Annotated in this window: 18 protein-coding genes, 1 rRNA gene, 4 pseudogenes and 1 other annotated feature; of the genes and pseudogenes, 15 read left to right on the forward strand and 8 right to left on the reverse strand. The window is 43.1% G+C overall.

Annotation, left to right across the window (positions count from 1 at the left end):
* Window positions 1-95, forward strand: a 23S ribosomal RNA gene (locus tag DXB52_RS08080); the annotation flags it as partial.
* 212 nt (window positions 96-307) lie between these two features.
* Window positions 308-1,645 carry a putative ABC transporter permease gene (locus DXB52_RS08085; protein WP_238012976.1) on the forward strand — a complete coding sequence of 446 codons (1,338 nt, stop codon included), beginning with the start codon at window positions 308-310 and terminating at the stop codon, window positions 1,643-1,645.
* 62 nt (window positions 1,646-1,707) lie between these two features.
* On the opposite strand, the gene DXB52_RS08090 is transcribed toward DXB52_RS08085, so the two are convergent.
* Both DXB52_RS08090 and DXB52_RS08095 read right to left on the reverse strand, forming a co-directional pair.
* A complete protein-coding gene (locus tag DXB52_RS08090; protein ID WP_243004766.1) occupies window positions 1,708-2,379 on the reverse strand; it encodes a YczE/YyaS/YitT family protein in 672 nt (223 codons plus the stop codon).
* Window positions 2,380-2,485: 106 nt separating this feature from the next.
* A complete protein-coding gene (locus tag DXB52_RS08095; RefSeq protein ID WP_226871443.1) occupies window positions 2,486-2,917 on the reverse strand; it encodes a MarR family winged helix-turn-helix transcriptional regulator in 432 nt (143 codons plus the stop codon).
* Between the two features lie 300 nt (window positions 2,918-3,217).
* On the opposite strand from DXB52_RS08095, the gene DXB52_RS08100 reads away from it, so the two are divergent.
* Window positions 3,218-4,105, forward strand: a complete 888-nt coding sequence (locus DXB52_RS08100; protein WP_117542188.1) for a YitT family protein — start codon at window positions 3,218-3,220, stop codon at window positions 4,103-4,105.
* Window positions 4,106-4,247: 142 nt separating this feature from the next.
* On the opposite strand, the gene glpK is transcribed toward DXB52_RS08100, so the two are convergent.
* Window positions 4,248-5,744, reverse strand: a complete 1,497-nt coding sequence (glpK, locus tag DXB52_RS08105; RefSeq protein WP_117960678.1) for a glycerol kinase GlpK — start codon at window positions 5,742-5,744, stop codon at window positions 4,248-4,250.
* A 307-nt stretch (window positions 5,745-6,051) separates the two neighbouring features.
* On the opposite strand from glpK, the gene DXB52_RS08110 reads away from it, so the two are divergent.
* The 11 genes and pseudogenes from DXB52_RS08110 to DXB52_RS08155 all read left to right on the forward strand — a co-directional run bounded on the left by DXB52_RS08110 (window position 6,052) and on the right by DXB52_RS08155 (window position 16,171).
* Entirely contained in the window at window positions 6,052-6,903 is an 852-nt protein-coding gene (locus DXB52_RS08110) for an energy-coupling factor transporter ATPase (RefSeq protein WP_055146362.1), read from the forward strand.
* Window positions 6,888-7,753: pseudogene (locus DXB52_RS08115) on the forward strand (energy-coupling factor transporter ATPase). The gene DXB52_RS08110 and the pseudogene DXB52_RS08115 overlap by 16 nt, the downstream one beginning before the upstream one ends.
* Window positions 7,750-8,574, forward strand: coding sequence for an energy-coupling factor transporter transmembrane component T family protein (locus tag DXB52_RS08120; protein WP_055146359.1), 825 nt, complete (start codon window positions 7,750-7,752; stop codon window positions 8,572-8,574). The pseudogene DXB52_RS08115 and the gene DXB52_RS08120 overlap by 4 nt, the downstream one beginning before the upstream one ends.
* 158 nt (window positions 8,575-8,732) lie before the next feature.
* Window positions 8,733-9,485: a tRNA pseudouridine(38-40) synthase TruA gene (gene truA / locus DXB52_RS08125; RefSeq protein ID WP_055146356.1), complete on the forward strand. Its 753-nt coding sequence runs from the start codon at window positions 8,733-8,735 to the stop codon at window positions 9,483-9,485.
* Window positions 9,486-9,899: 414 nt separating this feature from the next.
* Window positions 9,900-10,001 (forward strand): annotated as a pseudogene (locus DXB52_RS16990) (CAT RNA binding domain-containing protein); the annotation flags it as partial.
* Window positions 9,996-10,744: pseudogene (licT, locus tag DXB52_RS08130) on the forward strand (BglG family transcription antiterminator LicT). The pseudogenes DXB52_RS16990 and licT, both read left to right, overlap by 6 nt.
* Window positions 10,745-10,956: 212 nt before the next feature.
* Window positions 10,957-12,420, forward strand: coding sequence for a PTS transporter subunit EIIC (locus tag DXB52_RS08135; protein ID WP_117497704.1), 1,464 nt, complete (start codon window positions 10,957-10,959; stop codon window positions 12,418-12,420).
* A 203-nt stretch (window positions 12,421-12,623) separates the two neighbouring features.
* Window positions 12,624-12,890, forward strand: a binding site (T-box leader).
* 126 nt (window positions 12,891-13,016) lie between these two features.
* Window positions 13,017-14,240 (forward strand): tyrosine--tRNA ligase, encoded by a 1,224-nt coding sequence (gene tyrS, locus DXB52_RS08140; RefSeq protein WP_020436071.1) that lies wholly within the window; start codon window positions 13,017-13,019, stop codon window positions 14,238-14,240.
* 83 nt (window positions 14,241-14,323) lie between these two features.
* A complete protein-coding gene (locus tag DXB52_RS08145; RefSeq protein WP_020436070.1) occupies window positions 14,324-14,830 on the forward strand; it encodes a flavin reductase family protein in 507 nt (168 codons plus the stop codon).
* A gap of 230 nt (window positions 14,831-15,060) precedes the next feature.
* Window positions 15,061-15,330 (forward strand): STAS-like domain-containing protein, encoded by a 270-nt coding sequence (locus tag DXB52_RS08150; RefSeq protein ID WP_015528407.1) that lies wholly within the window; start codon window positions 15,061-15,063, stop codon window positions 15,328-15,330.
* Between the two features lie 94 nt (window positions 15,331-15,424).
* Window positions 15,425-16,171 carry a TSUP family transporter gene (locus DXB52_RS08155; RefSeq protein ID WP_020436069.1) on the forward strand — a complete coding sequence of 249 codons (747 nt, stop codon included), beginning with the start codon at window positions 15,425-15,427 and terminating at the stop codon, window positions 16,169-16,171.
* Window positions 16,172-16,230: 59 nt separating this feature from the next.
* Here DXB52_RS08155 and DXB52_RS08160 read toward each other — a convergent pair whose 3' ends face one another.
* Window positions 16,231-17,013: a hypothetical protein gene (locus tag DXB52_RS08160; RefSeq protein ID WP_117960676.1), complete on the reverse strand. Its 783-nt coding sequence runs from the start codon at window positions 17,011-17,013 to the stop codon at window positions 16,231-16,233.
* A 290-nt stretch (window positions 17,014-17,303) separates the two neighbouring features.
* Here DXB52_RS08160 and DXB52_RS08165 point away from each other — a divergent pair, with 290 nt between their 5' ends.
* Window positions 17,304-18,017 carry an HAD family hydrolase gene (locus DXB52_RS08165; protein ID WP_117960674.1) on the forward strand — a complete coding sequence of 238 codons (714 nt, stop codon included), beginning with the start codon at window positions 17,304-17,306 and terminating at the stop codon, window positions 18,015-18,017.
* Between the two features lie 146 nt (window positions 18,018-18,163).
* Here the strand turns inward: DXB52_RS08165 and DXB52_RS08170 are convergent, their stop codons facing one another.
* The 4 genes and pseudogenes from DXB52_RS08170 to xdhA form a co-directional block, all read right to left on the reverse strand.
* Window positions 18,164-19,573 carry a uracil-xanthine permease family protein gene (locus DXB52_RS08170; protein WP_117542203.1) on the reverse strand — a complete coding sequence of 470 codons (1,410 nt, stop codon included), beginning with the start codon at window positions 19,571-19,573 and terminating at the stop codon, window positions 18,164-18,166.
* Between the two features lie 237 nt (window positions 19,574-19,810).
* Complete coding sequence (gene xdhC / locus DXB52_RS08175; RefSeq protein ID WP_020437186.1) at window positions 19,811-20,317, reverse strand: xanthine dehydrogenase subunit XdhC; 507 nt, start codon at window positions 20,315-20,317, stop codon at window positions 19,811-19,813.
* Window positions 20,310-21,196 (reverse strand): annotated as a pseudogene (gene xdhB, locus DXB52_RS08180) (xanthine dehydrogenase subunit XdhB). The gene xdhC and the pseudogene xdhB overlap by 8 nt, the downstream one beginning before the upstream one ends.
* The gene (xdhA, locus tag DXB52_RS08185; protein WP_117835380.1) at window positions 21,189-23,498 is read right to left on the reverse strand and encodes a xanthine dehydrogenase subunit XdhA; all 2,310 of its coding nucleotides are present in this window, start codon (window positions 23,496-23,498) and stop codon (window positions 21,189-21,191) included. Before xdhA ends, xdhB begins: the two are co-directional and overlap by 8 nt.
* Window positions 23,499-23,504 lie beyond the last annotated feature (6 nt).

Consider the following 23,504-nt stretch of genomic DNA (forward strand, 5'->3'; position numbering starts at 1 on the left):
AAGACCCCTTGAAGACGACGAGGTAGATAGGGCAGAGGTGGAAGTGTGGTAACACATGGAGCTGACTGTTACTAATAGGTCGAGGGCATAACCAAAGCAGTGATAGGTTTGGATGATGATGTTGGTTTTGACTGTATGTAGTTTTGAAGGTACATGGAATATGGACAGGAATGAGAAGCAGTGCGAAAGCGCTGTTTTTTTTATCAAAATAAAAATCTCTGTAAGTTAGTCTGATCGGAGTATTGATTATTTTTGGATTTATCCCTAGGAAAAAGCACTGATTTGCGTTATACTAAGAAAGATGTGAATGAAAACATGGTACAAAGGAGATGGAGCAATGATTCGTTTTACATGGTATGAACTGCTTTGGCTGTTTTTCATCTATTCTTTCTTAGGATGGGTGTTGGAGACAGCAGCCGCAACAGTAAAACAGAAGAAGTTTGCGAACAGAGGTCTGGTGAATGGACCGTTCTGTGTGATCTACGGTATCGCCGCTCTGTTCATGACATTTGGATTACAGGAGCTAAGAGGAGTCTGGCTTTTTTTATTTGCGGCGATTTATGCGACAGTGATTGAATGGGTTGCAGGGCATTTGATCGAGAAGGCATTTAAAGCCAGATGGTGGGATTACTCCAAGATCAGATGGAATCTGGACGGATATATCTGTATCCCGGCTTCTCTTGTCTGGGGTGCTCTTGGATATCTTGGAATCCGCTGGGGAAACAGATTTGCAATCGTAGTATTTAAAATGTTGCCGCTCTTCCTGATGAAGATCCTTGTGTTGATTCTTCTTGGAATACTTATTGTGGATATCCTTGGATCTTATTTACTTCTGCGTGGAAAAGGAAAGAATCTGGCGCGTTGGGAAGCTACGAATGAGGGACTGGACAGAGTCAGTGATAAGCTTGGTCGTATGATTTCCACTTGGGTTGGAAAACGTATCCAAAAAGCGTATCCAAAGGCAGTCGAACTGATCCGCAAGGAAGAGGAAGCGGAGAAGGGAAAAGTATTTGCCGCAGGCTGTGGGTTCTATAAGATCGTGCTGTTGTTTTTTGTCGGAGCATTTCTTGGAGATATTACAGAGACGATTTTCTGCAGGATCACGGCAGGTGTGTGGATGAGCCGATCCAGTGTAGTCTGGGGACCGTTCAGTATTGTTTGGGGACTGGCGATCGCACTTGTGACAGCAATGCTTTACAAATATAAAGATAAGAGTGACAGTTTCTTATTTATCATCGGTACGTTGCTCGGTGGAGCGTACGAATATCTTTGCAGCGTGTTTACCGAAATTGTATTCGGGAAAGTTTTTTGGGACTATAGCGAGATTCCATTTAACTTAGGAGGCCGAATCAACTTGTTGTACTGCTTCTTTTGGGGAATTGCGGCAGTTGTCTGGTTTAAGAAGATTTATCCGTACATTTCCGCATGGATCGAGAAAATCCCGATGCTGGCAGGGAAGCTGCTTACCTGGTTTTTGATCGTGTTCATGATCTGCAATGTTGCGGTGTCATGTATTGCACTCGTTCGTTATGACGAACGTGGAAAAGGTGTTGTAGCGGAAAATAGTATTCAGAAGTGGGCAGATGAACATTATGATGATGTGAAGATGGAGAAGATTTATCCAAACGCAAAAGCGACAGAATAGAAAAAGTGTTGATGCACAGAAGAGGGTTTGTGTATCAACACTTTTTTGAGTGTATTATAAAATTAGATATTGTCTGTCGTGGAAAGAGAAGCATCTGTCTCAGGAAACAGAAGTGCAGGAACGAAGTAAAACCAGCGACCGAAGAGTCGGGCAATGAATCCAACAAGCAGAGCAGCGATGATAGTTCCTTCACGTACTCCGTTTAATTCTTTTGCAAAGACAAAGGAAAGCAGTGCTGCCATAACAGTCATTGTAACATCGCAAGCAATTTTTGTGCTTCCAAATTCTCGTTCGCATGTCTGTACAACAGCGCGGACGAAGGATTCACCTGGAAGCATTGCAACATCTGCAAGAACTTCGCAGTAGACACCGAATCCGAGAATGATACATCCAATCAGAAGTGCAATGACCTTGAACAGATAGGAATCCGGGTGAACGAAAGATAAGATAAGCATTGTCCAGTCGATAAAGTATCCGAACAAGATTGAAATCGGAATCTGTAATAGGTGTTCTAATTTAAAATCTTTGCGAAGGATCAGAAGCTGCAGTGCGATTAAAAAGAGACTGAAGATAATCGTAAAGTTACCGAGTGTGAGTGAGAAATTCAAGCTCAGTACATAAGGGATAGAGGAAATCGGAGAAGTTCCGAGGTTCGCCTTTGTGACGAGACTAACACCAAGGGAACTGATAAATAATCCGACCAAAAAGATGAGATAGCGTTTAAATTTTTCCATTTGATTCAAGTCCTTTCTTTCACGTGAAGTTTCTACATCTAAGAAATTTCTATATCTAAGAAGTTTTCTGTATTAATAGGTGAGATTAAAGTTTAGACAGATTGTATTACTTGTCGCTGGAATTTTGAGAAGAAAGATTATCCTGTACCTTCTGAAATGTCTTTAGAAAGAAATTCAAATCTTCTTCGGATATTCCTGCAAGAGCAACAGCTTCTATTTCATGAAATTTCTGCTCAACGATCTGCTGCAGCCTGCGTCCGTTTTTTGTGAGAAACACATGAAATGATCTGCGGTTTCCATTTAATATTCGGCGTTCCACCATGTTCTGGTCTTCCATGCGATTCAGGACAGAAGTGAGAGAACCAGCCTCAATATGACAGGCGGCAGCAATCTCTTTCTGATTTGCACCGTCATGATCTTTTAAGTAATCCAAAACCTTTGGCTGTCCAAGGGTCAGACCGTAAGGCTTCAGCTGTTCCATCAGCTGCTTCTGTATCATCATATGGTTTGACATGGAGAGATAGTGAAAGGATTCCATTTTAAATACCTCCAAAATAACTGTTAGAATTCAAACAATTATGATTATAACAATCTGAATGCGAATGTCAAGAGGTTTCATAAAAAGTCCAAGTGATGGTTCCTATAAAACAGGAAAGTAATTCATAAAGTGTGTAAAGAAAGCTTGCTGAAAATGTCAAAAAGTCTTATAGTAGTAGAGGCGAGATAGATAAAAAAGAGCAATCTTTGCTTTTGGGGGATAAAGCATAAGAAAATGCGCAACATTTTAAGGAGTGCTTCAGAATAGTTATCCAAATACATTTACGGAGAGGAAAAAGGTATGATGGAGAATAAAAAAATGCGGGCAGAGCATCCGAAGAGAGAGCTTGCAGTGGATATTTTGTATGATATTATAGGAAGTATTTTGTTTGGTGCCGGAATCTATACATTTGCAGAGGCAGGAAATTTTGCGCCTGGAGGAATCTCAGGTATTGCCTTGATCATGAACAAGTTATGGAATCTTCCGGTCGGTACAATGACGTTGATACTGAATATTCCACTGGTTATCATCAGTTATAAAACAGTAGGAAAGCGGTTTTTGATAAAGACTGCGAGGACGATGATTATTTCAACGATCTTTGTCGATCTTGTATTTCCAATGTTTCCGTTCTATACAGGACAGCGTCTGCTTGCAGCGATTTACTCGGGAGCATTGCTCGGACTTGGAATGGTTCTTTTCTATATGAGAGGTTCTTCTTCGGGTGGAGCGGATTTCCTGACAATGACGATCAAAAAGAAGAGACCGCATATGTCTCTTGGGCGATTGACGCTGCTGATCGACCTGATTATTATCTTGATCGGATGGCCGGTATTCGGTGATGTTGATTCGGTTCTTTATGGATTGATCGCAGTATTTGTCTGCTCTATGGTAATTGACAAGATCCTTTACGGAATCGGTGCAGGATCACTTGCGATTATCGTAACATCGAAAGGAGAGGAAACAGCGGAGGAGATTGGAAGAATCACCGATCGTGGTGTTACTTCTCTGGAAGGAATGGGGACTTATACGAAGAGTAAGAGAAATGTTTTGCTCTGTGCATGTTCTAAGTCAGAAGCGTATCTTGTGAAAAATGCAGTTTACCAGGTAGATGACTCGGCCTTTGTAATGTTTACTGAGACAAGTGAAGTGCTTGGAGAAGGATTCAAGGAAAGTCTGGATGAGTTGTAAATAAAATAGAAGAACAGTTACGAATATGAAATATAAAAAGCTGCTGTCCATCTGTTGTTTACGAGGTTTGTGAACAACAGACGGACAACAGCTTTTCTATATGCTTTATATGTATAGATTTGTTTTCAAAGATTCAAAAATGTTAATCTTCTTTCGCCCAGTCGAAGGAATATTTAACAGCCTTGTGCCAACCCTTCAGTTTCTTTTCACGGATTTCCGGGTCAATTGAAGGTTCAAAGATCTGATCAATCGCCCAGTTCTCTTTGATTTCTTCAAGACTGTTCCAGTAGCCGACTGCAAGTCCGGCCAGATAAGCAGCTCCCATAGCAGTCGTCTCAACGCAGACCGGACGGTGGACAGGTGCGTTGATCAGATCAGCCTGTGTCTGCATCAGGAAGTTATTTGCGCTTGCGCCGCCATCTACTTTCAGGGAAGCGAGATCGATGTCGGAATCTGCCTTCATGGCAGTCAGGACATCATATGCCTGATAAGCGAGAGACTCGAGGGTCGCACGGATGATATGGTATTTATTTACCCCACGTGTCAGGCCTACGATCGTTCCGCGGGCATACTGATCCCAATAGGGAGCACCGAGTCCGGTGAAAGCAGGTACAACATAACAGCCGTTTGTATTTTTCACTTTCTTTGCCATGTATTCGCAATCGTCAGCGGAATCAATCAGACGCAATTCATCACGCAGCCACTGGATCGCTGCACCGGCAACAAAGATAGAACCTTCCAGAGCATATGTAACCTTTCCGTCAAGTCCCCAGGCAATCGTGGTGACAAGGCCGTTGTTGGAAAAGACAGGTTTTTCTCCGGTGTTCATCAGAAGGAAGCATCCGGTTCCGTAAGTATTCTTCGCATCTCCCGGTTTGAAACAGGTCTGACCGAAAAGTGCAGACTGCTGATCTCCGGCAGCACCGGCGATTGGGACCGCTCCGCCAAGGACGGATGGATCTGTCTCTCCGTAAATGCAGCTGGAAGGCTTCGGTGTCGGAAGCATACAGCGTGGGATCTGAAGTTCTTCGAGAATCTCGTCATCCCAGTCTAATGTATTGATATTGAAAAGCATGGTTCGTGATGCGTTGGAGTAGTCTGTAACATGTACTGCGCCTTTCGTCAGTTTCCAGATCAGCCAGGTCTCTACTGTACCAAAGAGCAGTTCTCCGCGCTCGGCACGTTCTCTTGCTTTCGGAACGTTGTCGAGAATCCAGTGGATCTTTGTTCCTGAGAAATAAGCATCAAGTACAAGACCTGTTTTCTGGCGAAACTCTTCTGTCAGTCCTTTTTCTTTCAAAGAATCGCAGAATTCAGCAGTACGACGACACTGCCAGACAATCGCGTGGCAGACCGGATCACCGGTATTCTTATCCCATACGATGGTTGTCTCGCGCTGGTTCGTGATACCGATTGCAGCGATATCAGAAGGTTCCGCGCCGATGATGTTCATAGCCTCCACAGCAACTCCGAGCATGCTTGCCCAGATCTCGTCCGCATCGTGCTCTACCCAGCCTGGTTTTGGAAAATACTGTGTGAATTCTCTCTGCGTGACGCTGCAGATTTCCCCTTTTTTATTAAATAAAATGCAGCGGTTACTTGTGGTTCCGGCATCTAATGCCATAACGTATTTTGACATAATATGTGCCTCCTCATTCTAGTATTACTCAGAACAGTAATCGAGGTTCGTTCTGTTCTATATTCTAATAAGATAAGAATATCATAATCGGAATGGAGGTTCAATGGACGAAAGGTGCTGTAATAACTAAATTTTCGCATTTTACTGTATTTTACTGTATGCATGCTTGCAAATCTTTTTGCGATACCGTAAAATGAATTTTGAATTGCTTTTCAGCAGTTCGCCTTATGCAACTAATAACGATACAGAGACATTAGAAAGTTTTATTTTCTTATGCATTTTTATAATAAGAAAGGCGGTATATTCCATGGGAATGATACGTGCTGAAAAGCTTGTATTTGAGTATGATAAACGAGACGAAGAAGGTAATGTGATCGGATCCCATCGCGCCATTGACGGAGTTGACATTGATGTCCCGCAGGGGTCTTTTGTGGCGATTCTTGGACATAACGGTTCAGGAAAGTCTACCCTGGCGAAGCATATGAATGCGATTCTTGTCCCGACAGGTGGAACGATGTGGGTGGACGGAAGAGATACGAAAGATCCGAATGAGCTTTGGAACATCAGACAGAGCGCCGGAATGGTATTTCAGAATCCGGATAACCAGATTATCGGAACTGTTGTAGAAGAGGAAGTAGGATTCGGTCCGGAGAACTTAGGAGTTCCTACGGACGAGATCTGGAAACGGGTAGAGAACAGTCTGCGTGCAGTCGGTATGCTGGAGCGCAGAAAGGATTCTCCAAATAAACTGTCCGGAGGCCAGAAGCAGAGGGTGGCGATCGCAGGAGTAATCGCGATGGAGCCGAAGTGCATCGTGCTCGATGAGCCGACGGCGATGCTTGATCCGAATGGACGAAAAGAAGTTATTGAAGCGGTAGAGCAGCTTCGAAAAGAGAAGAATGTTACGGTGATCCTGATCACACATTATATGGAAGAAGTGATCGATGCGGATCAGGTATTTGTAATGGATGAAGGGCATGTGGTGATGCATGGTACACCGAAAGAAATCTTCAGCCGGGTAGATGAACTCAAGAAGTACCGTATGGATGTACCACAGGTGACAATGCTGGCAGACGCATTGATTCAAAAAGGAGTTCCGCTGCCGAAAGGAATTCTTAGAAGGGAAGAATTGGTGGATGCCTTATGTCAATTAAATTAGAAAATATCAGTTATGTATATAGCCCGGGAACTGCATATGAGCATCATGCACTGAAGGATGTCAGTCTGGAGATTCCGCAGGGACAGTTTGTGGGAATCATTGGACACACGGGTTCGGGAAAATCAACCTTGATCCAGCATTTGAACGGTCTGATGAAAGCAACATCAGGGAAATTACTTTATGAGGGGCAGAACATTTACGAGGACGGATATGATATGAAGAAACTGCGTACACAGGTAGGACTTGTGTTCCAGTATCCAGAGTATCAGTTGTTTGAAGTTGATGTGTTAAGTGATGTGTGTTTTGGACCGAAGAACCAGGGACTTTCCAAGGAAGAGTGCGAGAAGCAGGCAAGAGAAGCCTTGGAGCTTGTAGGATTTCCGGAGAAATATTATAAGCAGTCCCCATTTGAATTATCCGGAGGTCAGAAGCGTCGTGTGGCAATCGCGGGAATCTTGCAATGCATCCGAAGGTACTTGTTCTGGATGAGCCGACAGCCGGACTGGATCCGAAGGGACGAGATGAGATCTTAGATCAGGTAAAATTGCTTCATGAGAAGACCGGAATGACAGTAATTCTTGTTTCCCATAGTATGGAAGATGTTGCAAAATACGTGGAGCGCCTGATCGTGATGAATGATGGAGAAAAGATGCTTGACGGTACACCGGAAGAAGTGTTCCGCCATTATAAAGAGCTTGAGGCTGTTGGACTGGCAGCACCACAGGTAACATATGTAATGCATGATCTGAAAGAAAAAGGATTTGATGTATCAGCAGATGCGACAACTGTGGAAGAGGCTGCGGACGAGATCTACAACTTCCTGAAGAAGAGACAGGAGGTGCAGTCATGATTAGAGATATTACGATAGGACAGTATTATCCGGCGCAGAGTCCGATCCACAGACTGGATCCGCGTGTGAAGATTGTCTGCACACTGATCTTTTTGGTTTCTTTATTTGTGCAGAACAGTGTGCTTGGATATGCATTGGCATTTGTATTTCTTGCGTGCATGATTCACGTTTCTAAAGTCCCGGCAAAGTTTATTGGAAAAGGACTTAAGCCGATTGTGATCTTGTTATTGTTTACAGTGGCTATGAACTTGTTCCTTACAAGAGGCGGTGCAGTGTTATTCCATTGGGGAATCATTACGATCACAGAGACAGGGCTTCGTACTTCTGTGTTCATGGCAGTCCGTCTTGTACTGCTTGTTGCAGGTTCTTCTTTGATGACATTTACAACGACTCCGAACGGACTGACAGATGGACTGGAGAAGCTGCTTCATCCACTGAACCGAATCCATGTACCGGTACACGAAATTTCGATGATGATGTCTATTGCACTGCGTTTTATTCCGATTCTGCTGGAAGAGACAGACAAGATCATGAAGGCACAGATTGCAAGAGGAGCTGATTTTGAATCAGGAAATATTATCCAGAGAGCAAAGGCAATGATTCCGATTCTTGTTCCGCTTTTCGTGTCTGCATTCCGAAGAGCGAATGATCTGGCGATGGCAATGGAAGCCCGCTGTTATCATGGTGGCGAAGGGCGTACAAAGATGAAGCCTTTGAAATATCATTATCAGGACAGACTTGCTTATGCAATCACATGGGGATATCTGATCGCGATTGTAGTGATCGGAAGATTTGTGCCGTTTAAATTGTGGATTTTTTAGAATAAAATAAATAGAGAAGAGGGACGGAGATTTCTGTCCCTTTTATTTACGCGAGCAACGAGTCAAAGTCCGTGCTTGCACGAGACCTTGGCGACTGCCGCGATAACTTGAGAAACTCGCGGAGCGTGTTTCTCATAGTATTAGGAGAAAGAACAGATATGAGAAGAATCAGATTAAGGGTGGCATATGACGGCACTGCTTATTGTGGATGGCAGGTGCAGCCGGAAGTGCCGACGATTGAAGGTGAATTGAATCAGGCAATCTCTAGACTTACGAAGGAAGAGATTATCGTGATCGGGGCAAGCCGCACAGATGCGGGAGTCCATGCGAAGGGAAACGTTGCTGTATTTGACACAGAGTCTACAATCCCGGCAGACCGATTTGCTTATGCATTGAATCCACTGCTTCCGGAAGATATTGTGGTTGTGGCATCAGATGAGGTGGAAGCAGACTGGCATCCAAGATATTGTGATACGGAGAAAACGTATGAGTACAAGATCTTAAATAGCAAGTTCCCGGATCCGATGAGAAGAAGAGACACGTATCATGTTTCATTTGATCTTGATCTTGAGAAGATGAGAGAAGCAGCAGAATACCTGAAAGGGGAGCATGACTTTAAGAGCTTCTGTAATGTTCATACTCAGGTGGAAGATACGGTTCGCACGATTTATGATCTGGAAGTAGAGAAAGAGGGGGAACTTATTACCATTCGTGTCCGTGGAAATGGATTCCTCTACAATATGGTCCGAATCCTTGCAGGTACGTTGATCGGAGTCGGAAGAGGAGCGATTGCCCCGGAACAGATTCCAGCCATTCTTGAGGCAAAGGACCGACAGGCAGCAGGAATGACAGTTCCTCCACAGGGACTAAGGCTTGTTGAAATTGACTACCTTGAAGAAAAAAGTAAATAATTTTTTGTAAAGGTTGACAATGAACCGTTTCGCTGTTACACTAGACAGTGTGGTGATTGTCAGTAGACAGAACCAAATTTCAGACGGAGACCCGAAGAAAAGAGTATGTCTGAAATTTGTTTTTGTAAAAAATAACGAAAAGAATCGCGGAATACATAAAAATATAAAAAAAGTATAAATATTATTAACAAAATATAAAATATTTGATTGACTTTTATGTGCAGGTTTGTTATACTGAATCACGTAGAAAAGAGATAACATTGACGAACAGTTATCATTAAAGAAGGATTGTTACTGTTAGGCAGGCAAAACCAGATTTTATGAGCGTCACCGGATGAATCAGGGGGATGCCTTAAAGTTTGGCTTTTTTATTTATTAGGGAGATTCTCCCGAAGTTAGAGAAAGGCCAATCGGATGGTTATAGACAAAATAATTAATAACAACATTGTATCTGCATTTGATGAAACAGGCTTAGAAGTTGTTATCATGGGACGGGGAATCGGATTCCAGATGAAGCGGGGGCAGAAAGTTCCGGTGGAGAAGGTTGAGAAGATTTTCCGCATCAAGAGTCAGAGCATAGCAGGGCAGCTCAAGGAATTGCTGGCGAAGATGCCGCTTGAGCAGGTTCAAATCTCCAATGAGATCATTTCTTATGCGAAGAAGACAATGAAGCTGAAATTAAATCAAAGCATCTATGTTACATTGACAGATCATATCAGTTTTGCAATCAGCCGCTGTAAAAGGGGATTCATCTTGAGAATGCGTTGCTGTGGGAGATTAAAAGATTTTATCCACAGGAATTTGAACTCGGAAGATATGCGGTAGAACTTGTGAAAAAGAGACTGGATGTAGAGATGCCTGAGGACGAAGCAGGATTTATTGCATTGCATTTTGTCAACGCAGAGTATGGAACAGATATTCGGGATGCGGTACGATTTCCAAATCAGATGAAAGAGATTCTTGGAATCGTAGCAGATGAACTTGGAATTGAGATGGATGAAGGCTCGCTGCATTATGAGAGATTTCTGACACATGTGAAGTTTCTTCTTCAGAGGATTTATCGTAAGGAATTGCTGGAAGAGGAAGAGAATGAGATCACAGAGATGATGCAGAGAAAGTATCCGAAGGAGTATTCTTGCAGCAGAAAAGTTGCAGATTACATAGAACAGACGGCAGACTGCAAGCTGTCAGGAGAGGAAGTTTTGTATCTGACACTCCATATTCGCCGTGTTGCGATGGCGGATTCGGAGGACGAATAAGGTTGCTTTGAACGGTAACAAAAGTGAAAGGCTGCATTGAGAAATGAACAGCCGCAGATGAACTTGGACTTTAGCGCATTGCGCTTTTGTCATAGATGGTTCTCTGGTTTGTGGAAGACCCGGAGGATCAGAGGTGATTTTGACCGGAGGACTCATTTGCCGGTTAAAATAAAAAGGGATTAAAAATGAGAGATTATTAAGGAGGGAATTCTATGAAATTCGTACAGAAATTAGGAAAAGCTCTTATGCTTCCTGTTGCTTGTCTTCCGATTTGTGGTATCCTGATGGGATTAGGATACGCAATGTGTCCATCTACTATGCAGGGTGGAGATGTAACTGGTGTTGTTGAGCAGATCGGATTTTTCCTTGTAAAAGCTGGTGGTGCCTTGATCGATCATATGGCACTCCTCTTTGCAATCGGTGTTGGTGTTGGTATGTCTGATGACCATGATGGTACAGCAGGTCTTGCTGCACTTGCATCCTGGCTGATGATCACAAACCTTCTTTCTACTGGAGCAGTATCTGTTCTTAGAACACTGGAAGAAGGATCAACAGCATTTATCGCATTCAGCAAAATCGAAAACCCATTTATCGGTATCATCGCCGGTATCATCGGTGCACTTTGCTACAACAGATTCAAATCAACTAAGCTTCCTGACTGGCTGTCATTCTTCAGTGGTAAGCGTTGTGTAGCAATCGTTGCAGGTGTTGTTTCTATTATTGTATCTGCAGTTCTGCTCTTTGTATGGCCGGTACTCTTTGCAGGACTGGTTGCACTTGGAAAAGGAATCGCAGGAATGGGAGCTCTTGGAGCTGGTATCTATGCATTCTTTAACAGATTACTTATCCCGTTCGGTCTGCACCACGCACTGAACAATGTATTCTGGTTTGATACAATCGGACTTGGAGACCTGTCACACTTCTGGAATGGAGAAACATCTGCAGACGTTTCCTGGAGTCTTGGAATGTACATGTCAGGATTCTTCCCATGTATGATGTTTGGTATCCCTGGAGCAGCTCTTGCTATGATTCAGTCTGCAAAGAGCAATAAGAAGAAAGTTGCAATCGGACTTATCGCATCTGCAGCAATTTCCGCATTCGTTTGTGGTGTTACAGAGCCATTCGAGTTCGCATTCATGTTCCTCGCTCCGGCACTTTACGTTGTATACGCATTACTGTATGGTATCTTTACAGTAATCACAGTAGCTCTTGGATTCCGTGCAGGATTCAGCTTCTCAGCAGGACTTACAGACCTTATCTTCTCTGCTCCCCTTCCGGCAGCAGCTAAGACATGGCTTATCATTCCTCTTGGAATCGCAGCTTTCATCGTATTCTACGCTGTATTCCGTTTCGCAATCGTTAAATTCGATCTGAAGACACCAGGTCGTGAAGATGACGATGATGATGAAACAAAAGTTGTTCTTGCAAACGATGACTTCACAACAGTAGCTAAGATCGTTCTTGATGGTGTTGGTGGAAAAGATAACGTAGAGTCTGTCGACAACTGTATCACAAGACTTCGTCTTGTAATCAAAGATTACACAAAGGTTGATGAGAAGAAGATCAAATCTGCAGGTGTTGCAGGCGTTGTTCGTCCATCTCAGAAAGACGTTCAGGTAATCATTGGAACAAAAGTTCAGTTTGTAGCTGACGAGTTCAAGAAACTTTGCAAATAAGTTTAAATGATAATTAGGTTATCCGGGATAATGATGTGAAAGAATACGGATAACACACACATTAATAATCCCTTTTCAAAAGCGGAAGTGGAATCGGCGAAGAGCCGGGGACACTTCCGCTTTTTATATATACAAGACTACTTGACAAAATGTTTACAATAGTCTATCATCAAGGCTACGGGAGTTGCTAGAACTCTTATATATGGAAGGCTGTGAAGGGAACAAGTAACAGACAGAACAGACACACAGAAAGTTGCCGGTTGATGAGAGGCGCGTAGATGACTGACTGCGAATACATCCTGGAGCTTCACACTGAAATCTGAAGATGGGAATTCATAGATCGATATGGGGAACAGATCAGACAGAGAGTAGGCTGTGACGGAGTTGTGCTCGTTATTGCACGAATGAGACTGACAGACATATGTTGTCGGTGAATTAAGGTGGTACCACGGTGATAGATCGTCCTTATTGCATCATGCAGTAAGGTCTTTTTTATACAAAAATCCAGCAAGTTACATTGCCATGATACTTGTATACAAGGCCAGAACTGAATGATGCGTTCGAAAAAATATAACAAAAAGAAAAGGAGAAGAACAATGGGAATTTATGAAGAACTTCAGGCAAGAGGCCTGATCGCCCAGGTAACAGATGAAGAGAGAATCAAAGAACTTGTAAATAATGGAAAGGCTACATTCTATATCGGATTCGACCCGACAGCAGACAGTCTTCATGTAGGACATTTTATGGCACTGTGCCTGATGAAACGTCTGCAGGAAGCAGGAAACAAACCAATCGCACTGATCGGTGGAGGTACTGGATATATCGGAGATCCATCCGGAAGAACTGATATGAGAAGCATGATGACACCGGAGCAGATCCAGCATAACTGCGACTGCTTCAAAGAGCAGATGAGTCGTTTCATCGATTTTTCAGAGGGCAAAGCTCTTATGGTAAACAATGCAGATTGGCTGCTTGACTTGAACTACATCGATGTACTTCGTGAGGTAGGACCTCATTTCTCAGTAAACAGAATGCTGACAGCTGAGTGTTACAAGCAGAGAATGGAGAAGGGACTCAGCTTCCTTGAGTTCAACTACATGATCATGCAGGCATATGACTTCTACGAGTTGTTCCAGAACTATGGATGTAACCTTGAGTTCGGTGGAGATGACCAGTGGAGCAACATGCTCGCAGGTACAGAGCTGATCCGTCGTAAACTTGGTAAAGATGCAAGTGCTATGACAATCACACTGCTTCTGAACTCTGAAGGAAAGAAGATGGGTAAGACACAGTCAGGTGCTGTATGGCTTGATCCAAATAAGACATCCCCATTTGACTTCTACCAGTACTGGAGAAATGTCGGAGATGCTGATGTTCTGAAATGTATCCGTATGCTGACATTCCTTCCGCTTGAAGAGATCGACAAGATGGATGCCTGGGAAGGCGCACAGCTTAACACAGCGAAAGAAATCCTTGCATATGAGCTGACAAAGCTTGTTCACGGTGAGGAAGAAGCACAGAAGGCACAGGAGAGTGCACGTGCACTGTTCAGCCAGGGAAATGCTGACAATATGCCGACAACAGAACTGGAAGAGGCAGATTTCCAGGATGGAAAGATTGATATCCTTGCAGTTCTTGTAAAGAGTGGACAGGCATCTTCCAGATCTGACGCAAGACGTGCCGTAACACAGGGTGGTGTTTCTGTAGACGGAGAGAAAGTAACAGACATTACAACAACATATGCTCCGGCAGACTTTGACGGAGAAGGTAAGATCGTGAAAAAAGGAAAGAAAAACTTCCGTAGAGTTGTTGCAAAATAATGAAATGAATTAAAAATAGTGGCTGTTACTGTAGCATCAGGGTGAATACAGTAACGGCCGCTTCTTATAAGGAGAAAATAAAAATGGCATTTAAAGAAGTAAAGATTGAGGAACTTTCATTTAACCCTTTTACAAAGATCAGCAAGGAATGGATGCTGATCACAGCAGGAGATGAAGAGAAGCATAATACAATGACAGCCAGCTGGGGTGGAGTTGGAATTATGTGGGGGATGAATGTGGCAACAGCATATATTCGTCCACAGAGATATACGAAGGAATTCGTAGATGCAGAAGATATGTTTACACTTTCTTTCTTTAAGGAAGATTACAGAAAAGCATTAAATCTTTGTGGATCCAAGTCAGGACGCGACTGTGATAAGGATAAAGAGGCAGGACTGACACCGTATTACACAGACGGAACAACAGCGTATGAAGAAGCAGATCTGATCTTTGTCTGCAGAAAGCTTTATGCACAGGAGATGAAACCGGAGTGCTTTACAGTAGACGGACCGGATGAGAAATGGTATCCGGGCAAAGATTATCATACAATGTATATGGGGGAGATCGTGAAGGTGCTTGTGAGAGAATAAGTAAAAGATTTCAGCTGGTCAGATTATGAAGTCGAAGAGCCGGAACAATTAAAATAAAGAGTAGTTACACTGCTTGCAAATAATAGGAGAACTCCTTTCAGTTGTGATAAGATGCAGTCTGAGAGGAGTTTTTTGTAGAATAGAGTAAATAAAAATGCTGCAAAACTTGAAAATCTTGATAAAATATGGTAAAAATAGATATAGAAAATACCAGGAAAGCGGGCGGTAGAATGGAAGAAGTAAAAACAATAATACTGAAGGATGTATTGCCTTTTGTGGATCCAGTGGCAAGATCCCATGCAAGAAGAGTTCTGAAAGATGCAGAAGGATACAAGGAGCTTGTGATTGATTTTCGGGGAATTGAATTCATGGGGCGCGGTTTTGCGGATGAAGTGTTCCGTGTGTTTCAGGAAGAGCATCCGGAGATAAAGATTACACCGCTTCATGCGAGTACATCTATGTTAGCGATGATTCGCCATCTCGGAGGAAAACAACAATAAATGATATTTACAGATTCCTTGTAAACCGTTACAATAAGAAGTCGGGGCATTTGTCTCTGATATCTTATTATATAGAAGAAAAGGAACAAGGAAAATGGGGATTTATCTGATTGTATGCCCGCTGGTGTTTCTGGCGGGCTTTGTTGATTCAATTGCAGGAGGCGGTGGACTTATCTCGCTTCCGGCATATATGTTTGCCGGGATTCCGGTGCATAATGCAATCGCGACGAACAAGCTGTCATCTTCAACAGGAACGGTAGTATCGACAGCGAGACTGATTAAGAATAAGAAAGTAGACTGGGGATTTGTACCAGGAACAGTGATCGGAGCGCTGATCGGTTCTGTTGCCGGAGCAAATCTGGCGCTGATCATCAGCGACCATATTTTGAAAATGGTATTGGTTGTTATCCTGCCAATTGTAGCTTTCTGTGTGTTGAAAGACAAGAATATGGATGTGGAAGTTCCGGTCGGAATGACAAAGAACAAGCAGTATCTGATCGCGATTGTATGCTCTTTGGTGATTGGTTGTTATGACGGATTCTACGGTCCGGGAACAGGAACCTTCTTGCTGCTTGTATTTACCAAGCTTGCGAAGATACCATTGGAGAAAGCGACAGGAAATGTGAAGATTGTGAATCTTTCTTCCAATATTTCAGCGCTGATCACATTTATCCTGGCAGGGAAAATCCTGTGGGGACTGGGACTGGCAGCATCCTGTTTTAGCATTGCCGGACATTATGTTGGTGCCGGAATGGTTGTGAATAATGGGGTGAAAGTGATCAAGCCGATTATTCTGATCGTACTGGTGCTATTATTGGTTAAGGTTGTGTCTGGAATATAAAAAGAATAAGGAAATAAAAGAAGCAGAATCATGAGTGGAAAATGATTCTGCTTCTGTGTTTACATTACCAGTCGCAGTATTCTTGTCTTATCCAAAATAAAAATCGAACAGACCATAAACAGATGCGCCAGGAGTGTGCTGACGATCACGCCGTTGGAAGTCAGCAGGAATCCAATGTGGAATCCAAACCAGCAGATAAATCCGGAGTAGCTTGTCATTAAAATCAGAAGTGGAAGTTCTTCCCAAAATCCATGAATCGTGGAAAGAAAATCATCCATCGTAAAGTCAAAGTAAATGAAGCGTCCGACTGCAAGTGTGATGAAATACATCATCAGTGAATCATAATTATCATCATTATAAATGAATTTAATATAAAGCAAAATCAAGATAATATAAAATGAAGACACAAGTCTGATGGAAGCCTTTTGGTTGGAATCTATTTCTTCCAATGGTACAAATACAATATCAAGCCATCCATTTAAGATAACGGAGAAGCAAAGGAAGAGTAAAAGGATAATATCCTGATACTTCTGCCAGTAAACGGATACGCCGGGGATCCTCTCATCAATAATATAGTAAAGAGACAGAAAAATCAGCACGGAGGTGCTGGCGAAGACCATCTCAAAGAAACTTTCGATAATGCTTCTTTTTCGCTCCTGGTGATGGCGGTTGATACGAAGGATTGCTTTGTGAGACAGGGAGTCATCTTGCAGTCGCTGGCGTGTTTTCAATTTGGCTACGCCAAGAACAATACCGATCACAACGGCCAGCCCGATCAGCGAGACGAGCAGGTAGATTCCGATGTATTCAAAGTTAAAATAGTGTGTAACATAAGTTTTCATTAAAATGCCTTCTTTCAAAATCCTTAGCAGATGGTAAATGTTTCTAACCACCTTAATTTTAATTATAGCACGGTGATGCAAGGGATAATCAGGTTTATGGTTAGCGTATACTTATAAGATTTATAAAATAGTGGACAAAATTGAACCTAGTCAAACAAAATAAACTATGTTAGACTATCAATAGATTGATAAAAAGATAACAAGCATGGTATCTGTCAGAATGGATTGCCAGTCGTATGTAGTGCAAGTAGTAACCAAAACAGTTTACCAGGGAGTGGGAAAAGGACAGGATGAGAATAATGAAAGCAATTGTATTCGATGTAGACGACACATTATATGATTTATCAACTCCATTTAAGGAAACATGCAGGGAGGTTTTCCCGGAAGATAAAGATCTGGATCTGGAAGGCGCATTTTTGGCAAGCAGAAGATACAGCGATTCCGTGTATGCACGCTGTTTAAGTGGTGAGATGTCAATGGAAGAGATGTATATCTATCGATTCAAAAATGCATTCCTTGATTATGGGAAGAAGATTGATGCACTCAAGGCATTGGAATTCCAAGCAATTTATGAAGAAAAACAGCATGAAATCAAGATGACAGATGCAATGAGACAGTTGATGCAGAACTTGAAAGAGAAGGTGACTTTGGGAATCGTTACAAATGGTCCGGCGCAGCATCAGTGGGATAAAGTGAACGCACTTGGTGTAACGGAATGGATTCCAGTAGGTCATGTATTTATATCAGGAGCACTCGGGGTAGCAAAACCGGACAAGAGGATTTTCAGTCGTGCGGCGGAAAGAATGGGGATTTTGCCGCAAGAGATCTGCTATGTAGGAGATTCTTTCGAAAATGATATTGTTGGGGCTAAAGCTGCGGGATGGAACGCAGTCTGGTATAATCATCGCGGACATCAGGCAGCAGGTGATGTAAAGCCGGATGCAATGGTAAGAAGTGAGGCAGAATTGATTGCATGTCTGGAGAAGATCAGCACAAAGGAGTGAGTAGAATATGCAGAAGGAAGCCCCAATAATCAAGGTGATGGCTGCTCCGGAAGCTGGATGGTGAAAGAAAACCTTTTAAAAAAAGAAAAATAACAGCTGTAAGAGAAATATTTTTCAATTACAGTTGTTATTTTTCTTCTTATTCGTTATTCTTCTACTTTTTCACTTTTATCTTTCGGCAGGATCAGACTGAGCAGCAGTGATACTACGAACACACCTGCAACAGCATTTCCGTTGAAGATATCTCCCACAGCCTGTGGGAAAGCGCTGAAGAAGTTCGCATCTGTTTGTGTAAGACCAACGCCGACGCAGAAAGCGAGAGATACAATGATCATTGTGCGGTCATTGAACTCACAGTCTTTGAGCATCTTGATTCCTTCGTACAGGATTGAACCAAACATCATAACGGTACATCCACCAAGTACTGACTGCGGCAAGGAGTTAAAGAAAGCTCCAAGCGGCGGGAACAGAGATGCCAGGATCAGGATCAAAGCTCCCATAAGGATCGTGAATCGGTTGATTACGCCTGTCATAGTTACAAGTCCGACATTCTGGCTGAAGGAAGTCAGTGGCAGACATCCGAAACATCCGGAAATTGTACTGGAGAATCCGTCAACTGCAAGAGATCCCTGCAGCTCTTCAATCTTAATGTCACGGTCTAAAGATCCTTTACATACTGCAGTTGTAGCTCCGGTTGTCTCAGCGGCAGAAACCAGGAAGACAATCGCAATTGTAAAGAATGCTCCAAGGTCAAATATCGGTGTGTGACCAGTGAAGAATACAAGTCTTGGAAGGCTGAAAAATCCGACTTCACTGATTGTTTTGCTGATTCCGGAGAAATTGATCATTGGAGCAATACCAGCAACAGTAAAGATTGCGGAAAGGATATAACCGAAGATTAATCCAACAAGAATGTTCAGGTTTTTGTATACACCATGCAGTAAATATCTTGAAACCAGACAGACAATCAGTGTCACAAGACCTACAAGAAGGTGATACCAGGATCCAAATGATTCGGAACCGCTTCCACCGCCCCAGGAATTCATTCCAACCGGGAGAAGAGAAAGTCCGATCGCGATAACAACACAGCTGGATACAACCGGTGTTAAATATTTCTTCCAATACTGGGCACTTAAACCAACAACTCCCTCGAAGATACCACCAAGGATAACGGCACCGACCATGCCTTCATATCCGAGATCCGGATTTGTACAGATCATCAGAAGACTTCCAAGGAAAGTGAAGCTGACACCCATAACGATCGGCAGTTTCGAACCAATCTTCCATATAGGGTAGAGCTGTAAACAAGTACCGATTCCGGCTACGAACATGGCGCACTGAAGAAGTCGAGTGATTTCAACAGCGGTCAGATGATCACCGGTGCCTCTGACAAGAGCGGCACTGCAGACGATTAATACAGGAGCAAGGTTGGCTACGAACATGGCCAGTACATGCTGTAAGCCGAAAGGAATCGCTTTTCCGAGTGGTACGCGGCCGTTCAGGAGATAGATATTTTCTTCGCTGACGGTTGTGATATTTCGTTCTTTATCTTTCATATTTACATACCCGTTCTTTCTAGATATTTCATATAATGGTTCTGTATCTGTTATACAGATCCCCAAACAGAAACCACTATATACTGGTTTGCAGATTGTTGTAAATGAAAATCTGCGAACCTTTTATGTGATTGTAGTTACAACGTTACAATTGAGTGCTGCTTCTGTTACTGGGCACAAAAGCTGTGCCCAGTCATGCTGTCCCCAGGCAGTGTAGAACAGCAACCCAATTCACTTTTAGACAGCGTCTGCTTCTTCATTTTTTCCGAGTCTGCGAAGCATTGTCTTCTTGACTGCACGGAAAATGTTTTCATAACCTGTGCAGCGGCACAGATGACCGGACATCATTTTACGAATCTCATCATCTGAGAATTCTTTGCCGGCATTTAAAAGTTCAGTTGCACTCATGATGAATCCAGGTGTACAGAAGCCACACTGAACAGCTGCTTCGTCAATAAATGCCTGCTGAATATCGGATAACTCACCATTTGGTCCGGCGAGACCTTCAAGAGTAAGGATTTCTTTTCCCTCAGCCCATACACCGAGATAGATACAGGAGTTGAAGCATTCCCCATCAATGATTACATTGCATGCTCCACATTCTCCGACTTCACAGCCTTTCTTTACGCTGGTCAGACGGAAGTCATCTCTTAAAACATCTGTAAGTGATGCACGGACATCGATCATTTTCTCGACTTTCTTACCGTTGATCGTGCAGGTAAGTAATTTGTACTGTTTATTCATCGATCACACCTCCTGCCAATCTGATAGATTCTGTCAGTGCACGCTCTGCAAGAACAGTAGCGATGTGCTGACGGAATGCCTTGGATGCTCTCCAGCTGTCACGTGGATTGATATCTTCCAGAACAGCCTGACCAAATTCATGAACAACAGCTTTTGTAAGCGGTTTGCCCTTTGCTTTTGCCTCAGCAGAAGGTGCACGCATCGGAACAGGTCCTGCAACTCCGTAAGCAATTCTGACATCCTTGATCGTCTTCTTATCTTCAGAGAGTTTTACATTGACAGAACATCCTGTTGTTGCGATATCCATTGCATTACGCATTGCGTATTTAATGTAATGTCCGTGGTAGCCTTCGTATGCTTCCTTCGGATGATGATCGCTGTCTGAATCTCTGCCGGTTTCAGATCAACGACTCCTGCTTTAATATAGAAGTCATGGATCGGGATTCTGCGAACTCCGTCCGGTCCTGTGATCTCAACAATTGCATCCCATGCATGAAGTGTTGAAGCGGAATCAGCGGATGTAACACCATTACATGTGTTTCCACCGATCGTTCCGATGTTACGGATCTGTGGTCCACCAACCATATCAACAGCTTCCCCAAGTACGTTGATATGCTTCTGGATGATCGGATCCTTTGTAATATGAGAGAAGCTGGTCAGAGAGCCAATGCGGATCGCACCGTCTTCTTCATAAGATATGCCTCTCATTTCATCAATTCTATAAATGCTTACAAGTTCTTTTCCTGCGCGACGTCCTTCACGCATCTGTACAAGAACGTCACTTCCGCCGGCAATGATCTGTGCTTCCGGATGTTCCTGTAAAAGCTGTATAGCATGAGCTACGCTTTCAGCTTCATAAAGTGCTTTAAGATCATACATTTGCTTCTCCTCCTTCCTCAAACATATGTTGTTCTTTCATGCTGCGGAACAGATGGTGTGGATTCACTGGTGCATCATTTACATAGACACCTGTTGCCTGATAAACTGCGTTACGGATTGCAGGTGCAATAGAACATGTCGGTGGCTCACCAAGAGATTTTGTTCCGAATGCACTTGTAGGCTCCGCATTTTCTACGAAATAAGCACGTAGTCTCGGGTGATCCATAAATGTGGATAACTTGTAATCGAGCAAGTTATCATTTAATGCTCTTCCGGTCTTCGGATCAAAGAGCAGGTTCTCAGAGAGTCCGAATCCGATTCCCATACTCATACCACCATGTACCTGAGCTTCAGCAAGTGCCGGGTTAATCAGTGTGCCGGCGTCATGTACATTGACGAGATCAAGCAGTTTTACCTTACACATCGGGATGTCAACTTCAACTTCTGCAAATGTACATCCGAAGGAGTAAGCATTGGACTTAATCTGTGCTGTACTTTCAGCTGACAGATGCTCACTGTGTGAAAGGCTGTAAAGTGCTTCTGTTGAAAGATCTCCAAGAGACATCAGAACACGGTTATCTGTGATACGAACAATCTGTCCGTCAATGATATCCAGGTTATATTCAGGCATTCTTGTCAGTTCATGCGCATATTTCAAAATGCGTTCTTTCAGAAGCAGTGCTGTCTGGCGAATTGAGAATCCGGCTGTATAAGTCTGACGGGATGCATAAGCACCTGTTCCGAATGGCGTAACATCTGTATCCTGACAGGAAACAACGTGTACAGCCTCAAGCGGAACGCCAAGAATATCTGCAGTCATCTGTGAATATGCAGTATCAGCACCCTGTCCGATTTCTGTCTCACCAAGCTGAACCTGAAGAGAACCATCCTGATTCAATACCATACGGCAGGAAGATGTCTCAAGTGAGATCGGCCATACAGCTGTGTTGTACCAGAAGACTGCCATACCGATACCTCTGCGGATATCTCCTGTCTGGTTCTGGTATTCTTTGTATTTACGAAGGTAATCAGTAACTTCAATTCCTTTGTCGAGACACTGGTTGAATGTGTCGCTGTATAATTCATTCTTAGAAAATGCATCCTTGTATCCGACCGGCATCAGGTTTTTGCGGCGGAATTCAAGTGGATCCATGTTAAGTTTTGCACAAATGTCTTCTGTATGACATTCTACAGCCCACATTGCCTGTGGAATTCCGTAACCACGCATCGCACCGGCAACGGATTTGTTTGTGAATATTGTATAAGCATCAGCCTCTACGTTATCACAAGGATAAAGCTGCGGGAATGCGCCAACACCTTTTGCACAGATGCTGTGACCATGGGAAGCGTAAGCACCCTGATCGGAAAATGCTTCCAGTTTTCTTGCAGCAAATGTTCCATCCGGTCGAACCCATGAAATGATGTGGCTCTTGATCGCATGACGTACACGAGTAGAAACAAAGGTCTCCTCTCTTGGTACATCAAGTTTAATAAGATGTCCATGAAGCTGCATGGAAAGCCATGCACAAAGTGGTTCATACAAAACATCCTGCTTATTTCCGAAACCACCGCCGATATAAGGCTTAATGATACGGATCTTACCCCATTCAACTCCGAGTGCCTGACCAACAACTCGACGTACGATATGAGGAATCTGAGTAGAACTTACAACCTTGATGCGGTCTCCTTCCATCTCAGCATAGCAGATAAAGTTTTCAATATGACAGTGCTGAACAGTTGGTGTGCTGTACCAGCCTTCTACTTTGATTAGTCCAGGTTCTTTGATAGCTTCTTCATAATTTCCTTTACTGATTGTTGTATGCTTGAGAATATTGTTTGGATATTTATCATGAAGCTGAGGAGCATCCTCTTTCATAGCATCCATAACATCCAGAACAAATGGATATTCTTCATATTCTACTTTGATCGCACGAAGTGCCTGTGCAGCGGAAACCTCATCCTCTGCTACAACCGCAGCGATATCATCCCCATAAAATCTGACGCGGTCTGTAAGTACAAGACGATCGGCAACATCCTGATGTGATTCATCTGTGGACCATGGATGTCCGGCAGTTGGAAAATAATGCTTCTCCTTTAAATCAAAACAGGTAAATACTTTTACAACTCCAGGTATCTTCTCAGCTTCAGATGTGTCAATAGAAAGAACACGTCCGTTGGCAATTGTAGAGTGTAAAATACGTGCAATATAGGCACTCTTATCACAGAGATCATCTGTATATTTTGTACGTCCAATTACTTTATCGTAGGCATCTACACGAGTAACCTTTTTTCCTACATACATGTTATC

Source organism: Ruminococcus sp. OM04-4AA (assembly GCF_003462585.1).
Classification (GTDB): Bacteria; Bacillota; Clostridia; order Lachnospirales; family Lachnospiraceae; genus Mediterraneibacter; species Mediterraneibacter faecis.

Excerpts from the sequence above, each read along its gene's own strand:
- DXB52_RS08135 (WP_117497704.1), top strand. The coding sequence starts at position 10,957 with ATGAAATTCGTACAGAAATTAGGAAAAGCTCTTATGCTTCCTGTTGCT.
- DXB52_RS08165 (WP_117960674.1), top strand. The coding sequence starts at position 17,304 with ATGAGAATAATGAAAGCAATTGTATTCGATGTAGACGACACATTATAT.
- DXB52_RS08145 (WP_020436070.1), top strand. The coding sequence starts at position 14,324 with ATGGCATTTAAAGAAGTAAAGATTGAGGAACTTTCATTTAACCCTTTT.
- DXB52_RS08170 (WP_117542203.1), bottom strand. The coding sequence starts at position 19,573 with ATGAAAGATAAAGAACGAAATATCACAACCGTCAGCGAAGAAAATATC.
- tyrS (WP_020436071.1), top strand. The coding sequence starts at position 13,017 with ATGGGAATTTATGAAGAACTTCAGGCAAGAGGCCTGATCGCCCAGGTA.
- DXB52_RS08090 (WP_243004766.1), bottom strand. The coding sequence starts at position 2,379 with ATGGAAAAATTTAAACGCTATCTCATCTTTTTGGTCGGATTATTTATC.
- truA (WP_055146356.1), top strand. The coding sequence starts at position 8,733 with ATGAGAAGAATCAGATTAAGGGTGGCATATGACGGCACTGCTTATTGT.
- DXB52_RS08155 (WP_020436069.1), top strand. The coding sequence starts at position 15,425 with ATGGGGATTTATCTGATTGTATGCCCGCTGGTGTTTCTGGCGGGCTTT.
- DXB52_RS08120 (WP_055146359.1), top strand. The coding sequence starts at position 7,750 with ATGATTAGAGATATTACGATAGGACAGTATTATCCGGCGCAGAGTCCG.
- glpK (WP_117960678.1), bottom strand. The coding sequence starts at position 5,744 with ATGTCAAAATACGTTATGGCATTAGATGCCGGAACCACAAGTAACCGC.
- xdhA (WP_117835380.1), bottom strand. The coding sequence starts at position 23,498 with ATGTATGTAGGAAAAAAGGTTACTCGTGTAGATGCCTACGATAAAGTA.
- DXB52_RS08085 (WP_238012976.1), top strand. The coding sequence starts at position 308 with ATGAAAACATGGTACAAAGGAGATGGAGCAATGATTCGTTTTACATGG.
- DXB52_RS08110 (WP_055146362.1), top strand. The coding sequence starts at position 6,052 with ATGGGAATGATACGTGCTGAAAAGCTTGTATTTGAGTATGATAAACGA.
- xdhC (WP_020437186.1), bottom strand. The coding sequence starts at position 20,317 with ATGAATAAACAGTACAAATTACTTACCTGCACGATCAACGGTAAGAAA.
- DXB52_RS08095 (WP_226871443.1), bottom strand. The coding sequence starts at position 2,917 with ATGGAATCCTTTCACTATCTCTCCATGTCAAACCATATGATGATACAG.
- DXB52_RS08100 (WP_117542188.1), top strand. The coding sequence starts at position 3,218 with ATGATGGAGAATAAAAAAATGCGGGCAGAGCATCCGAAGAGAGAGCTT.
- DXB52_RS08150 (WP_015528407.1), top strand. The coding sequence starts at position 15,061 with ATGGAAGAAGTAAAAACAATAATACTGAAGGATGTATTGCCTTTTGTG.
- DXB52_RS08160 (WP_117960676.1), bottom strand. The coding sequence starts at position 17,013 with ATGAAAACTTATGTTACACACTATTTTAACTTTGAATACATCGGAATC.